The 14,159-nt window shown below is 62.4% G+C and carries 11 protein-coding genes; 6 read left to right on the forward strand and 5 right to left on the reverse strand.

Going from position 1 to position 14,159, the window contains the following annotated elements:
- Positions 1–156: 156 nt before the first annotated feature.
- From RVM26_RS14430 to RVM26_RS14440, 3 genes are read left to right on the forward strand one after another with little or no spacing between them, the layout of a single operon-like run.
- A complete protein-coding gene (locus RVM26_RS14430; RefSeq protein WP_287804755.1) occupies positions 157–1,197 on the forward strand; it encodes a TRAP transporter substrate-binding protein in 1,041 nt (346 codons plus the stop codon).
- A complete protein-coding gene (locus RVM26_RS14435) occupies positions 1,197–1,718 on the forward strand; it encodes a TRAP transporter small permease (protein ID WP_498939367.1) in 522 nt (173 codons plus the stop codon). The genes RVM26_RS14430 and RVM26_RS14435 overlap by 1 nt, the downstream gene beginning before the upstream one ends.
- Positions 1,715–2,977 carry a TRAP transporter large permease gene (locus tag RVM26_RS14440; protein ID WP_193461289.1) on the forward strand — a complete coding sequence of 421 codons (1,263 nt, stop codon included), beginning with the start codon at positions 1,715–1,717 and terminating at the stop codon, positions 2,975–2,977. The genes RVM26_RS14435 and RVM26_RS14440 overlap by 4 nt, the downstream gene beginning before the upstream one ends.
- Positions 2,978–3,047: 70 nt before the next feature.
- Here the strand turns inward: RVM26_RS14440 and RVM26_RS14445 are convergent, their stop codons facing one another.
- The 4 genes from RVM26_RS14445 to RVM26_RS14460 all read right to left on the reverse strand — a co-directional run bounded on the left by RVM26_RS14445 (position 3,048) and on the right by RVM26_RS14460 (position 7,688).
- Positions 3,048–4,001 carry a D-2-hydroxyacid dehydrogenase family protein gene (locus RVM26_RS14445; RefSeq protein WP_498939369.1) on the reverse strand — a complete coding sequence of 318 codons (954 nt, stop codon included), beginning with the start codon at positions 3,999–4,001 and terminating at the stop codon, positions 3,048–3,050.
- 276 nt (positions 4,002–4,277) lie between these two features.
- Entirely contained in the window at positions 4,278–5,267 is a 990-nt protein-coding gene (locus RVM26_RS14450; protein ID WP_287804762.1) for a TAXI family TRAP transporter solute-binding subunit, read from the reverse strand.
- A 67-nt stretch (positions 5,268–5,334) separates the two neighbouring features.
- Positions 5,335–5,736 carry a carboxymuconolactone decarboxylase family protein gene (locus tag RVM26_RS14455; RefSeq protein ID WP_096921871.1) on the reverse strand — a complete coding sequence of 134 codons (402 nt, stop codon included), beginning with the start codon at positions 5,734–5,736 and terminating at the stop codon, positions 5,335–5,337.
- On the reverse strand, positions 5,736–7,688 hold the full coding sequence (locus RVM26_RS14460; protein ID WP_498939372.1) for a TRAP transporter permease: 1,953 nt from the start codon (positions 7,686–7,688) through the stop codon (positions 5,736–5,738). The genes RVM26_RS14455 and RVM26_RS14460 overlap by 1 nt, the downstream gene beginning before the upstream one ends.
- 460 nt (positions 7,689–8,148) lie before the next feature.
- On the opposite strand from RVM26_RS14460, the gene RVM26_RS14465 reads away from it, so the two are divergent.
- The 3 genes from RVM26_RS14465 (at position 8,149) to RVM26_RS14475 (ending at position 12,296) form a co-directional block, all read left to right on the forward strand.
- Positions 8,149–9,345: a CaiB/BaiF CoA transferase family protein gene (locus tag RVM26_RS14465; protein WP_498939374.1), complete on the forward strand. Its 1,197-nt coding sequence runs from the start codon at positions 8,149–8,151 to the stop codon at positions 9,343–9,345.
- A gap of 12 nt (positions 9,346–9,357) precedes the next feature.
- Positions 9,358–10,266 carry a hydroxymethylglutaryl-CoA lyase gene (locus RVM26_RS14470; RefSeq protein ID WP_498939376.1) on the forward strand — a complete coding sequence of 303 codons (909 nt, stop codon included), beginning with the start codon at positions 9,358–9,360 and terminating at the stop codon, positions 10,264–10,266.
- A gap of 65 nt (positions 10,267–10,331) precedes the next feature.
- Positions 10,332–12,296, forward strand: coding sequence for an aconitate hydratase (locus RVM26_RS14475; RefSeq protein WP_498939378.1), 1,965 nt, complete (start codon positions 10,332–10,334; stop codon positions 12,294–12,296).
- On the opposite strand, the gene RVM26_RS14480 is transcribed toward RVM26_RS14475, so the two are convergent.
- Positions 12,293–14,053 carry a methyl-accepting chemotaxis protein gene (locus RVM26_RS14480; RefSeq protein ID WP_498939380.1) on the reverse strand — a complete coding sequence of 587 codons (1,761 nt, stop codon included), beginning with the start codon at positions 14,051–14,053 and terminating at the stop codon, positions 12,293–12,295. The two genes, RVM26_RS14475 and RVM26_RS14480, sit on opposite strands and share 4 nt — an antisense overlap.
- Between the last annotated feature and the right edge of the window lie 106 nt (positions 14,054–14,159).

Here is a 14,159-nt window from a genome sequence, read left to right on the forward strand (position 1 = left end):
CCCGCAGATCTATAAAGATTTTTCTGATTACCTGAATGAATAGACGTATCAAAATAAGTAATTTGCCCCTCGAAGTGAATGTGGTATAGATGCCCCTCAAGAAGATAAAAACGACGCTTCACGACAATAAGAAATTGCCCATGCCCAGGAGATAATGTGAACCACTTTTCTCGTTTGATACCCCACGCTGCGACGCTGCCCTCATCTTCGTTGAAACACCTGGCGCTCTTTTCCATGTGTGTGAGCCTGCTCTCGCTGTCACCAGCCAGCAGCGCCAACGATATTAGCCCGACGACATTACGCTTGGCCCACGTGGTCAATACGGAAGATACCTACCATATTGCTGCAGAGCGTTTTCAGCAGCTCGTCAGTGAAAAGACCGATGGCGCGGTGAGCGTTGAAATTTACCCAAACGCTTCGCTGGGCGATGAGCGTACGCTGCTGGAAGGCATGCAGATCGGCACCGTGGACATGGGTGTGATCACCAACGGGCCGATTGCCAACTTTGTCAATGAGTTCTCTGTGTTTGAGCTGCCGTTCCTCTTCCCCGATGCGGATGCTGCCTATTCGGTGCTCGACGGTGAGATTGGTCAGGAAATATTGGCCAAACTGGAAAACGTGAATTTGAAAGGTTTGGCCTACGCAGAGCGTGGGTTTAGAAATATCACCAACAGCCGCCGTGCCATTGACGTCCCCGAGGACCTTCAAGGCTTGAGGTTGCGCGTGATTGAAAACGAAGTATATGTGGAAACCTTCCGCACCCTGGGGGCCAATGCCATCCCCATGGCCTGGACTGAAGCATTGACGGCCCTTCAGCAAGGTACCATCGACGGCCAGGAAAACCCGGTCAATGCCATACACGCCTTCAATCTTGCAGAAACCCAGGACTACCTCACGATGACACGGCATATTTATGCCCCAGCCACGTTCATCATGAGTCTTCCTGCCTGGAACGGGCTCGATGAAAACGTCCAGCCCATTATCATGGAAGCCGCACAACAAGCATCAGCCTACGCACGCGAACAAAACGCAGTGATGGAAGCCGAGCAGCTTGTCGACCTGCGCGAAGCGGGCATGGAAATCAACGACTCCCCCGATATGGAAGCCTTCCAGGCCGCCGTTGCGCCGGTTTATGAGAAGTACGGCCAGCAGTTCGGTGATTACCTGCCGCGCATTCAGGAGGCGCTGAATCAGTGATGCCCTTTGCACAGCCTCTTTTGACGCTGCTGCAACGCATTGAACGTGGGCTGGATGCCATCATCCAGCCCGTCGTGTTTGCGGGCATGGCAGCTTTGATCGGTGTGATCACGCTACAAATCGTGTCACGGGTGTTTTTCAGTGCCGTGGGCTGGACCGAAGAGGTCGCGCGGTTTCTGCTGGTGTGGATCACCTTTCTCGCGGGCACGCTGGCCTTCCAGCGTGGGCGGCACATTGCGGTCACCTTTGCGGTGGATGCCCTGCCCCTGCCGCTACGCAAGCTGGCCAGGTTGGCGGCGCTGGCGATTGTGGTGGCGTTCATGATCACGCTGATCGTTATCGGCTACCGCTACATGCAGGTGCAGAGCTTTCAGAAGTCGGCCGCGCTGCGTCTCTCGATGACCTACGTCTACGCCGTCATTCCGCTCTCGGCGGGCATCATGGCGTGGTATGCGCTGGTAGACATGATCGAGGTGCTGGTGCACGGGCAGCCCATCACCGCCCAGGAGGAAGTGCTATGACGCTGGTGCTGTTCGGGCTGTTCTTCCTGTTCATGCTGCTAGGCGTGCCGATTGCCTTTGCCATTGGCGCCAGCACGCTCTACGCCCTGCATCAGTCGGGGGTGCCGCTGATGGTGGTCACCCAGCAGATGTTCCAGGGCATCAACTCGTTCGCCCTGGTGGCCATTCCCATGTTTATCCTGGCCGGTGATTTGATGGCCCAGGGCAAGGTGAGTGAGCGGCTGGTGAGCTTTGCCGACTCGCTGGTGGGCTTCATGCGCGGCGGGCTCTCGGTGGTCTCGGTGATGGCAGGCATGTTCTTCGCGGCCATTTCCGGCTCCGGCGCGGCTACTACCGCAGCGGTGGGGTCTAGCCTGGTGCCGGAGCTGAAGCGCAAGGGCTACGACCCCGCCTCGGCGGCCAGCCTGATCGCCGCCAGCGGCACCATCGGTGTGGTGATCCCGCCTTCGGTGCCGATGATCATCTACGCGGTGATCGCCCAGCAGTCGGTCTCCAAGCTGTTCCTGAACGGCTTCTTGCCGGGGCTGGCCATGGGCCTGGCGCTGATGGCCATTGCCATCACCCAGGCGTACAAGCGCCAGTACCCGAAAGGCACGCCGCTCTCGCTGGCCACCATTTGGCGCACGTTGAAATCGGCCAGCTGGGGGCTGATGACGCCGGTGATCATTCTGGGGGGTATCTTCTCGGGGATTTTCACGCCGTCGGAAGCGGCGGTGGTGGCGGTGAACTACGCGCTGCTGGTGTCGCTGTTCGTGTACCGGGACTTGACCCTGCCCCAGGTGTACAAGCTGTTGATCCGTTCGGCGATGACCACCGCCGTGATCATGCTGGTGATTGCCATGTCGGCGGTGCTGAGCTGGACGCTCTCCAGCTGGCAGGTGCCCGGTGCGATTGCCCAGTCGGTGCTGTCGCTCTCCACCAACCCCTACGTGATCATGCTGCTGGTGGTGGCGGTGATTCTGCTGACCGGGGTATTCATCGAGACGGCCAGCGCCTTGATCATCCTAACCCCGGTGCTGCTGCCGCTGGTGCTACAGCTGGGCATCGACCCGATCCACTTCGGGCTGATCATCGTGGTGGGGCTCTCGATTGGCATGATTACCCCGCCCGTGGCGATCAACCTCTACGTGGCATCGTCCGTCACCCAGCTGCCCCTGGAGCGGATCACCCGCGCCATCATCCCCTATCTGCTAGGGCTGATTGGCGTGCTGCTGCTGGTGGTTTACGTGCCTATCCTGCTGGGCTGGTCGGGCCACTGAACCGACGCCTCGGCCTCTATCACCTCGCGGGCGGTGACTTTTCACCGCTCGCGGGGTGTGCGTCAGAGGCTTAGCCCTCTTCGGCCAGATTACGCCCTGGCGTGCCTGCTTCGAACGCCAGCACATTCTCGAACGCGTCGCCAAAGTAGAGCTCGTAGCTGTCTTTCTCTACGTAGCCCAGGTGGGGCGTGGCCAGGAAGTTGGGCAGCGCCAGCAGCGGATGCTCGATCACCGGCTCTTCATCGAACACGTCCACGGCGGCCATGCCGGGGTGGCCAGCCTTCAGCGCCGCTTCCAACGCGCCCGCTTCGATCAGCGGGGCACGGCTGGTGTTCACCAGCACGGCGGTCGGCTTCATGCTGGCCAGGTTGGCGGCGGTGACGATCCCGCGGGTTTCCGGGTTCAGGCGCAGGTGCAGGCTCAGCACATCGCTGCGTTCGAAGAATGCTTCCTGCGAGGTTGCCACCTCCAGCCCCGCCTCGGCGGCCCGCTGGCGGGTGCCCTCGCGGCCCCATACCAGCACGTTCATCTCGAACGCCTGGCCGTAGCGGGCCACCAGTTGGCCAATCTTGCCGTAGCCAAACACGCCCAGGGTGCGCCCTTTCAGGCCCATGCCCAGGGTGCGCTGCCAGCGGCCAGCCTTGAGGTTGGCCACCTCGTCGGGAATGCGCCGCATGGCCGAGAGCACCAGCCCCCAAGTGAGCTCCGCGGCGGCGTAAGGCGAGCCGGTGCCTGCCAGCACCATCACGCCGTGCGCTCGGCAGGCGGCCATATCCACGTGGGCCGCGCCGCCGCCGGTTTGGCTGATCAGCTTGAGCCTGGGCAGCCGCGCCAGCAGGGACGCGGTGATCGGCGTGCGCTCACGAATCAGCACCAGCGCGTCGGCCTCCTTGAAGCGTTCGACCAGCGCATCCTCATCGGTGACGGTGTCGTTGTAAATCGTCACCTGGTGGCCCGCCAGCTTGGCGAAGGCATCCAGGTCGCGCACACAATCCTGGTAATCATCGGGAATGACAATGTTCATCAAAGCGGCTCCTTGCTTGCTGCCTGCTTTAGGGAAGTGCCCTGTTTCACGGCATGGCTAACATAACGCTGTCAGGCAGATACCTCTCGCTCGTACCTCACGTTCATACCTCACGCTCATACCTCAAGGCCAGCGCCCTGCCCTCCTGGGCGCTGAGGGCCTGCCCGCTCGTCAACAATAAACGCAATCAGCAAGCCGCCCTAGGACATTTTCGTGGCGGCATTCGAGGTCACGCTGCCGCAATACCATGACTCCACAGGCACGGGATTGTTGGATTTATTCCGCCTCCGGCGGCACGAGGTCGCTGGGCACCTCGATACCGATCTCGCGGTAGTAGCGCAGCGAACCGGCGTGCAGCGGCGTGGTGGTGTTCTCCACCGAGATCTCCGGCGTCATTCCACGGGCGGGGGCGAACGTCTCGCCCAGCCGCTCGATGTTCTCCCAGTAAGCGCGGGTGAATGCGTAGCCTGCCTCTTCAGAGAGTTCATGGGTGGCGGCGATGCCGATGTAGGTGCCGAGCGTGGTGGCGGCGGGCATGTCTCGGTAGGCGTTTTCAGGAATCTCGGTGGCGGCCAGGAAGGGCAGCGTCTCGGTGACGGTGGACACCTGCTCCTCGCTCATCGAGAGCACCCGCAGCGGGCGCGCGGAGTGCACTTCGGTGAACGCCGGGATAGGCGGAATGCCGTTGTAGCTGAAGCCGACGATGCGCCCATCCACCACGGCATCGGCGGCATCCGACATGCTCATGCGCTGGAAGTCAGGCGAGATTCCCAGCGCATCGAACACCAGCTCGGTGATGTACTCGCCGCCCCCACCGATGCTGCTGGGGTTGAAGCGCGCGCCCTCCAGATCCTCGAAAGTCTCGATGCCACTGTCTTTGCGCACGGCCCAGTGCATGGTGGAAGGTGCCACCCACAGCACGACGCGCATCTGCTCGATGGCGTCGTTTTCGTAGCGGCCCTCACCGTTGTAGGCCTCGTAGGCGCCCGGGGCGTCTATCAGCCCCAGGTCAATCTCGCCACGGCTCAGGCGGATGGCGTTCTCCCTGGAGCCGCCGGTTTCGCGCACCGAGACTTCCAGCGGTGAATCGCCGCTCACCAGCCGCGAGAGTTCCGAAAAGCCGAAGTACCAGCCAGAAGCGGCCGGTGCCACGCCGATGCCAAGGGCCACGTTGGCCACGGCCTGGGTAGCCACACCCGAGGCGACACCGGCGGTCAGCACCGCCGTGGCCAGCGGGGCGAGCAGGCGTTTGGGGGATAGCGTCATGGCAGTTCTCCATACTCGGTTATTGTTGTCGTTCGCCCGGTGGCGGCCGGGTCGTCGGAACACGGCCTCAGCGGCCGTTCTGCTCCTCTTGCCAGGCGGCCAACACCTCGCGGGCGGTACGCAGCCCGTCGATGGCCGCCGGAAAGCCACAGTAGGGCACGCACTGCAGCAGCACCTCGCGAATCTCCTCCTCGGTGCAGCCGTTGTTCAGCGCGCCACGCAGGTGCACCTTGAGTTCATGGGGGCGGTTCAATGCCACCAGCATGCCGATGTTGATCAGGCTGCGGGTGGGCCGTGCAAGGCCCGGGCGGTTCCAGATGTCGTTCCAGCAGTTGCGGGTCACCAGCTCCTGCATGGGCCAGCTGAACTCATCCACCTGGGAAAGCGCGGCATCCACGTAGGCATCGCCCAGCACTTCGCGGCGGGTGGCCAGGCCGTTCGGGTCCAGTGTGTCCTGTCGATCACTCATCAGGCGGGCTCCTTGTGGGTGGGGGGCGTCAGAGCTACCTCTGAGCGCTGATTTTTAAGGTACTGCCAAACGAACAACCCTCCGATCACGGCAATACCCGCCACGTCGGTGATCAGTTGTCCGCTGATCAGCATCAACGCTGCCGCAAGCAGCAGGCCGCGTTCCAGCCAGGAACAGGGGCGCAGGAAGTAGCCGATGGTGGAGGCCGCCAGCGCCGTGATGCCGATCACCCCGGAGCCCACCGCCAGCGCAATCTCCAGCGCCGTGCCGTTGCCGAGCAGCGGCGGGTGGTAGATGAACATGTAGGGAATCAGGAAGCCGCCCAGCGAGATCTTGGTGGCGGTCAGCGCGGTTCGGAACCAGTGGGAACCTGCGATGGCGCCGCCGATATAGGCGGCCAGCGCCACCGGTGGCGTGACCCCGGAGAGGATCGCAAAATAGAGAATGAAGAGATGCGCCGAGAGGCTCGGCAGACCGGCTTCGATGAAGGCCCCTGCGACCACCGAGGCGGCCAGCATGTAAGCCGCCACGGTGGGCAGCCCCATACCGAGGATGATCGCCACCACCATGGCCAGCACCAGCGTCACCAGCACATCACCACCGCTGACCACCAGAATGACCGAGGAGACCTTCAGACCCAGGCCGGTCAGGCTGATCACCGAAGCGATGATGGCCACGCTGCCGATGATGACCGCGATCATGGCGGCGGTCATGGCGCCCGCTTCCAGCGCTGCGGGCAGCGACTTGAGGCGCTCCACGAAGGTTCCCGGGCTGCGCCAGGAGAACAGATAAAGCGCCATGGCGGTGAAGTAGGCGGCCACCGCTGCCGTGGTGGGGGTATAGCGCATCACCAGCAGGGTGATCAGCACGATCAGAGGAATCAACAGGGTCTCGATGTTGAACAGACCCTCGCGCAGGCTGGGGCGCTGGGACTTGGGAATCGGCGACAGGCCCAGCCGCTTGGCCTCGAAGTGCACACTCATCCAGATAGCGAGATAGAAGAGCAGCGCGGGAATGAGGGCGGCGCTGATGATGGCAAGATAACTGGTCGAGATGACGTCGGCCATGACGAAGGCGGCGGCCCCCATGATGGGCGGCAGTATCTGACCACCGGTGGAGGCAGATGCCTCCGTGGCCGCCGCAAAGCGCGGGCTGTAGCCGTTCTTCTTCATCATCGGGATGGTGAACACCCCGGTGGTGGCCACGTTGGCAGCGGTACTGCCGCTGATACTGCCGAACATGGCGCTGCACAGGGTGGCGGCCTTGGCGGGGCCGCCCGAAAGGCGACCGGTAGCGGCGTTGGCCAGGCGCATGAAGCTGTCGCCGCCGCCGGTGGTCACCAACAGGGCACCGAACATGATGAACACGACGATCACCGTGGACGAGGTGCGCATCAGGCTACCGTAGACGCCGGTAGGACTCAGGTAGAAGGTCGCTATCAGGTCGTCCCATCGAAAGCCGCCATGCCCCCAAACGCCGGGCAGGTGCTGGCCGAAGGCGGCATAGGAGAGCGCGATGAGTACAAGGATGGGGAAGGCGAGGCCGATGGCTCGTCGACAGGCTTCCAGCAGCAGCAGGATGGCCGAGATACCAAAAATGATATCCAGTTGGGTGGGCATCAAATAGCCCAGCTGATAGATGATTCGGTCAAAGTGGATCACGTAATAGATGCTGACCACCGCGCCGAGGCTGATCGGCACCAGGTCATACCAGGGAATGCGGTTGGCATCGCGGCTACGGCAGCTGTAGGCCAGAAAAATCAGCGGCAGAGCGAACAGCAAGTGGATCGCGTTCTGGGTATTCATGGGGCCGGTGAGGGCCGTATAGAGATGAAACAGCGCCATGGAGACCGCCGCCAGGCGCGTGACCATGAACCAGAAGCCGGACAGCTGACGCTTGCCCGAGTCCTCCGAATATTTCTCAACGACGTTGGGGTTTGCAGGGGTGTCCATTGGAATAGCTCCCGCACCGCAGCACGATAGGATGGCGGCGCGTCAGGATAAGGGCATCAGAAGCTTCTGCGGGCGATGGGCCCGCAGAAGTAAAGGGTTACTGCGCTTCAGGAGGGATGATTTCCTCGGGGATATCGAGCGCCAGGTCGTCCCGGTAATAGCGCAGAGCACCGGCATGCAGCGGTCAGGCGCCCTTCATCGGCAATCGCGACGAACAGTCTGAGCGTGACAAAATCGAATCGCAGCATGGCATCTACCCGGTCAGTGGTTGGAAACGTGGTCGAAAATATCGTTGGAAAAAGTACCGCGCGTCCACGTCAGGGTTCGCCAGTGACGAACGCCCGTTTCCTGATTGCCTAATTGTGATGCTCGGCAGGCTCGCAGATGCTTGATGGACAACAACAGTCGAGTCTGCATCCAGACTCGCTTGCTCGCTCAAGCGTTACCAGGAGTCTCTATTATGACGACGCGACAGCTTCCTCTCGATGGACTTAAAGTCGTAGAGCTTGGCCAGCTCATCGCCGGTCCGTTTGCCACCAAGCTGCTGGGGGAGTTCGGGGCGGACGTGATCAAGATCGAGCCTCCCGGCACCGGCGACCCCCTTCGCAAATGGCGTATTCTCGAAGAGGGCACCTCGCTGTGGTGGCACGTCCAGAGCCGTACCAAGCGTTCGGTGACGCTGGACCTGCGCAGTGAACAGGGCCAGGAGGTGGTGCGCCGCCTGGCCGCCGAAGCCGATGTGATCGTCGAGAATTTTCGCCCCGGCACGCTGGAAAGCTGGGGGCTGGGCTACGACACGCTGGCCGCCCGGAACCCGGGGTTGATCATGGTGCGGGTTTCCGGCTTTGGCCAGACCGGCCCCTACCGCAACAAGCCAGGCTTTGGGGTGATTGGCGAAGCCATGGGCGGGCTGCGCTACTTGACCGGCCACCCCGGCGAGCCTTCGGTGCGGGTGGGGGTCAGCATCGGCGACTCGCTCTCGGCGCTCTACGCGGTGATCGGCACCCTGCTGGCCCTGCAGGAGCGCCAGCGCAGCGGCCTGGGGCAAGAGATCGATGTGGCCCTGTACGAATCCGTGTTTGCCATGATGGAGAGCCTGCTGCCGGAGTTCGATGCCACCGGCCAGGTGCGGGAGCCCAGCGGCAGCGCGCTGCCCGGCATTACGCCCTCCAACGCCTACCGCACCTGCGAAGGCGAATACGTGCTGATCGCCGGTAATGGCGACAGCATCTTCAAGCGCTTGATGGGTGTGATTGGCCGTGAGGATCTCGCCAACCACCCCGCCATGGCCCACAACGACGGCCGTAGCCAACACGCCAGCGAGATCGATGCGGCCATCGAAGCCTGGACCCAGACCCGCCGCCGCGACGACATTCTCAGCGCACTGGACGACGCCCGCGTGCCGGCAGGCTTCCCCTACACCGCCGCCGATATCGCCAACGACCCCCACTACCTTGCCCGGGAGATGATCCAGAACGTCACCCGCGCCGATGGCCGCCCACTCAAGGTGCCGGGCGTGCTGCCCAAGCTGAGCGCCACCCCCGGCAGGCTGGGGCAAGGCGGGCCGACGCTGGGCGCCCATACCGATGACGTATTGGAAGAGCTGGGCATCGATGCCGCCACCCGCGACAAGCTGCGCCAAGCGGGCATCATCTAAGTGGAGACCCCCATGATGACGTTACAAATCAACGAAGTGGCCCCCCGCGATGGTTTTCAGAGCGAAGAGCGCTTCATCCCTACCGAACAGAAAATTGCGCTGATCGATGCCCTCACTGCCACCGGCATTGCGCGCATCGAAGCGACGTCTTTCGTTTCGCCCAAAGCCATTCCCAACCTGCGCGATGCCGCCGACGTGGTGAATTCCATTCAGCGCCGCGACGGCGTGGAGGTCACCGTGCTGGTGCCCAACGTCAAGGGAGCCGAGCGGGCGCTGGCCTGCGGCGTGGATGAAATCAACCTGGTGATGTCGGCCAGTGACGCCCATGGCCGCGCCAACCTGCGCATGACGCCAGAGGCGTCGCTCGAACAGTTCGCCTCGATCATTCAGCTGGCACAGGGGAGCGGCGTGTTCATCAATGCCTCGCTCTCCACCACCTTTGGCTGCCCCTTCGAAGGCAAGGTGCCCGAAGCCCGCGTGCTCACCCTGATCGAACAGCAGCTGGCGCTAGGCGTGGAAGGCATCACGCTGTGCGATACCACCGGCGTGGCCAACCCCGCCCAGGTAGCGGCACTGTGCCGCCAAGTGCTGGAACGCTTTCCCGGCGTGCCGTTTACGCTTCACTTCCACAATACCCGAGGCATGGGGCTGGCCAATGCCCTGGCGGCGTGGCAAGCGGGCATTACTCGGTTTGATGCTTCGCTAGGAGGCTTAGGCGGCTGCCCGTTTGCCCCCGGTGCCACGGGGAATGTATGCACTGAAGACTTAGTGCATATGTTCGAACAAATGGGCGTTGCCACCGGCGTGAACCTGCCCGCGCTGCTGGACATTTCCGCCACTCTGCCCGAGCTGATCGGCCATGAGACACCGGGGCAAGTGGTGAAAGCGGGCAGCGCGGACCGCTGTTACGCCCTCCCCTGAAAACGTGTTTCCCGCATCCCTGCATAAACGTGTGATCCATAACAACGATAATCTGGTGATTAACAATGACTAACTCCTCCCCTGTTCCACCGTTAAACCTTGCCCAGCAGTTAATTCAGCGCCATTTGGTCAGCGGCGAGCTAACCCCTGGCAGTGAAATCGCCCTTCGCATCGACCAAGCCCTGCTGCAGGACGTGTTAGGGACGCTGGTGATGTTAGAGCTAGAAGCCATGGGGCTCGACCGTGTACACACCGAGCCCAGCGTGCAGTACATCGACCACGGCCTCGTCCAGGCCGATAACCTAAATGCCGAAACCTACCTGTTTTTAAAGAGCGCCTGCGAGCGCTTTGGGGTGTGGTACTCCGGCCCCGGCAACGGCATCAGCCATCCGGTGCACATGGAAAACTTCGGTGTGCCCGGCGAGTCCATCGTCGGTTGCGACAGCCACACCACGGCGGCGGGTGCCCTCGGCATGCTGGCGATTGGTGCGGGCGGCATCGAAGTGGCCATGGCCATGGCAGGCGAGCCGCTGTACATCACCATGCCGAAGATTTGGGGCATCAAGCTGGAAGGCCAGCTGCCCGACTGGGTCTCGGCGAAGGACATCGTACTGGAGCTGCTGCGCCGCCACGGCGTGGCGGGCGGCAAGAACACCATCATCGAGTATTACGGGCCAGGGCTTGCTCACCTTTCCGCCATGGACCGCCATGTGCTGGCCAACATGGGCACCGAAATGGGGGCAACGGCCACGGTGTTCCCCAGCGATGACGAGACCCGGCGCTTTTTGGCCTCCCGAGGCCGAGAAGCCGACTGGAGCCCGCTGGCTGCCGAGCCCGGCTGCCACTACGACCTGCACGAGACCCTCGACCTCAGCCAGCTGGAACCCATGATTGCGCTGCCCTCCAGCCCGGATAACGTCGTCACCGTGCGCGAGGCGGCGGGCCAGCCGCTGCATCAGGCGTACATCGGCTCGTCGGGTAACCCCGGCTTTCGCGATTTTGCCGTGGTGGCCGAGATCGTGCGCGGCAAGCAGGTGGCCGACGGCGTTTCGCTGGATATCAACCCCTCTTCCCGCCAGGTGCTGACCTCGCTCATCGAGCAGGGCTACCTGGCCGACCTGGTCGCCAGCGGCGCTCGGCTGCACCAGGCGGGCTGTAATGGCTGTATCGGGATGGGGCAAGCACCCGCCGTGGGGCTCAACAGCCTGCGTACCGTGCCGCGCAATTTTCCCGGGCGCTCCGGTACGCGGGAAGACAGCGTGTTTTTGTGCAGCCCGGAAACCGCCGCCGCCTCAGCGGTGGCCGGGGTGATCACCGACCCACGAACCCTCGATATGCCCTACCCCCGCCCCCAGGAGCCCACCAAAATCGAAGTCAACCGCGCGCTGTTTAATGCGCCGCTGCCTCCCCATGACGCAAAGCTGAAAGCGCTACAGAAGACCGACAACACACCGGCCCTGCCAGAGCTCGCTCCATTGCCGGACCGCCTGGAAGTGCCGGTACTTCTGGTCACGGGCGACAATATCTCCACCGATGACATCATGCCTGCCGGGCAGCGAGTGCTCCCCTACTGGAGCAGCGTGTATGCCTCGGCCCCCTTCACCTTCGAGGCGGTCGACCCGCACTACGCCGAGCGCGCAGAAAGCACTCGCACCCAGGGTGGGCACGCGATCATCGGAGGAACGAATTACGGCCAGGGCTCCAGCCGCGAGAATGCCGCACTGGTGCCGCGCTATTTGGGGCTACAGGTGGTGGTCGCGAAGAGTTTTGCGCGGATTCACTGGCAAAACCTGATCTGCTTTGGTGCCCTGCCTCTCACCTTTACCCGCGAGGAAGACAGCGCCCGGCTAACCCAGGGCGACTGCCTGGTGATCGAGGGGCTCTACGCGCAGCTGGAACGCGGGGACACGCTGACCGCGCATATCCCCGGCAAGGGCGAGCTGACGCTGCATCATGGGCTCAGCCCCCGCCAGCGGGAGCTGATAGCGCAAGGTGGCGTGATCAACCACCTGCGCCAGCGTCACGCCTAGAACTCTTCCCAGTCGTCTGCGCCCTGTGCGGCAGACGACGGCTTGGCGGCCAAGGCTGGGCGCTTGAGTTGCTGGGCCGCCCCCGTGCCGTTGGCGGGCAACGCTTGGCGCACCCCGCTGCGTGACGGCGCCGAGGCGCTGTCTTCTCCCAGCACGAACGAGTTGATCAGCTCGTTCAAATGCTCGGCGTGACGGCGCATATCCGCCGCGGCGGTGGTGGCCTCTTCCACCATGGACGCGTTCTGCTGCGTCATGGTGTCCATTTCGGCCACGGCGGTGTTGATCTGGCCAATCCCGCTGCTCTGCTCTTTTGCACCCGCGCTGATTTCCCCGATCACGTCGGTCACCTTGGACACGCTCTCGACGATCTCACGCATGGTGTCGCCGGCGCTGCGTACCAGCTCGGCACCCGAGTGGGTATGCTGCACGGACGTATCGATCAGCGCGCGGATCTCTTTAGAGGCATTACTAGAACGGCTGGCCAGGGTGCGTACTTCTTGAGCAACCACCGCAAAGCCACGGCCATGCTCACCCGCACGGGCAGCTTCCACCGAGGCGTTTAGCGCCAGAATGTTGGTCTGGAAGGCAATCGCATCAATCATGGTGATGATTTCACTGATGCGCGTAGCCGAGTCGTTGATATCGCGCATCGTGTTTTCTACCTGCCCCATGGCCCGCTCACCCTGCTGGGCGACTTCCGCCGTCGACTGCACCAGCTTGTTGGCCTGCTGCGCATTGTCGGCGCTATGGTTCACGGTGGAGGTGATTTCTTCCATGGAGGCAGACGTCTGCTGCAGGTTGGCAGCGGCCTGTTCTGTGCGGGTAGCCAGCTCTTCGGAGCTGCGCGCAATCTCTCCTGCTGAGTGGTAGACGCTCACGGTGCTGCGACGCACGTCGCGCAGCGTTTCCTGCATGCGCGCTACGAATGCATTGAACTGCACCGCCAGATTGCCGATTTCATCGCGGCTTTCGACTTCCAGGCGACGCGTCAGGTCGCCGCGCCCCAGGGCAATATCATGCATGGCGCTGGCCGTGCGTTTGATGGGCCCCACCAGACGACGCACGAGTCCAAACGCCAACAGGGCAACCCCGGAAAACAGCCCAGCACCCAGCAGTGAGGCAAACAGAATCGAGTCGCGCAGATTGGCATTGGCAGCCGCTTCCAGCTCGGCCACCGACACATCGACATCCACCACATAAACGCCTGCCCCGATTATCCAGCCCCATTTTTCGAGGCGGTCGATATAGGAGTGCTTGGTTTCCACATCGCTGGTGCCCGGGTATTCCCAAGGATACTCGTAGAAGCCGCCGCCAGACTGAGCGATACGAATCATGTCGCGAATCCTGTAGTCACCCGAAGGTGTCTGGAGGTCGATCAGATTGGTGCCCTGGCGGTCCGGAGAGATATTGGTGCCATCGTACTCATAGACGAACACATAGTTGTTGCCTTCAAACCGCATGGCCCGAAGCATCTCGGCCGCCTGTGCCTTGGCCTCGGCATCGTTGGCATCAGCAGCATCATAAATCGGCGCAATGGCAGTGGTGGCCATCTGGACGATGTCGCGTACGGCGTTGCGCCGTTCGGTAATCAGCAGCTCGCGCTGCTCTGCCAAGGAAGTGCGGGTATCTTGAATACGGCTGTAAGCATCGAAGCTGACCAGCGCGATGGTCAGCAACAGCAGGGGGAGCAGTACGAGTGTCAGGACTTTGGTTTGCAAGCCAAAGGAGCGAGACGGAGGAGCAGCGTGGGTTGGCATGAAGGCATCCTTGAGACAGAGAAAGGTTGGATCTTTTTATCTAATCAATATCGACCTGGAATGTGCCATCTTTAGCCACTTTCGGCGCTTTTTTACTTTGCGGACA

This window comes from Halomonas sp. KM072, from assembly GCF_050710315.1.
Classification (GTDB): domain Bacteria; phylum Pseudomonadota; class Gammaproteobacteria; order Pseudomonadales; family Halomonadaceae; genus Vreelandella; species Vreelandella hamiltonii.

Excerpts from the sequence above, each read along its gene's own strand:
- RVM26_RS14450 (WP_287804762.1), bottom strand. The coding sequence starts at position 5,267 with ATGACGCTATCCCCCAAACGCCTGCTCGCCCCGCTGGCCACGGCGGTG.
- RVM26_RS14460 (WP_498939372.1), bottom strand. The coding sequence starts at position 7,688 with ATGGACACCCCTGCAAACCCCAACGTCGTTGAGAAATATTCGGAGGAC.
- RVM26_RS14475 (WP_498939378.1), top strand. The coding sequence starts at position 10,332 with ATGACTAACTCCTCCCCTGTTCCACCGTTAAACCTTGCCCAGCAGTTA.
- RVM26_RS14440 (WP_193461289.1), top strand. The coding sequence starts at position 1,715 with ATGACGCTGGTGCTGTTCGGGCTGTTCTTCCTGTTCATGCTGCTAGGC.
- RVM26_RS14465 (WP_498939374.1), top strand. The coding sequence starts at position 8,149 with ATGACGACGCGACAGCTTCCTCTCGATGGACTTAAAGTCGTAGAGCTT.
- RVM26_RS14455 (WP_096921871.1), bottom strand. The coding sequence starts at position 5,736 with ATGAGTGATCGACAGGACACACTGGACCCGAACGGCCTGGCCACCCGC.
- RVM26_RS14480 (WP_498939380.1), bottom strand. The coding sequence starts at position 14,053 with ATGCCAACCCACGCTGCTCCTCCGTCTCGCTCCTTTGGCTTGCAAACC.
- RVM26_RS14435 (WP_498939367.1), top strand. The coding sequence starts at position 1,197 with ATGCCCTTTGCACAGCCTCTTTTGACGCTGCTGCAACGCATTGAACGT.
- RVM26_RS14470 (WP_498939376.1), top strand. The coding sequence starts at position 9,358 with ATGATGACGTTACAAATCAACGAAGTGGCCCCCCGCGATGGTTTTCAG.
- RVM26_RS14445 (WP_498939369.1), bottom strand. The coding sequence starts at position 4,001 with ATGAACATTGTCATTCCCGATGATTACCAGGATTGTGTGCGCGACCTG.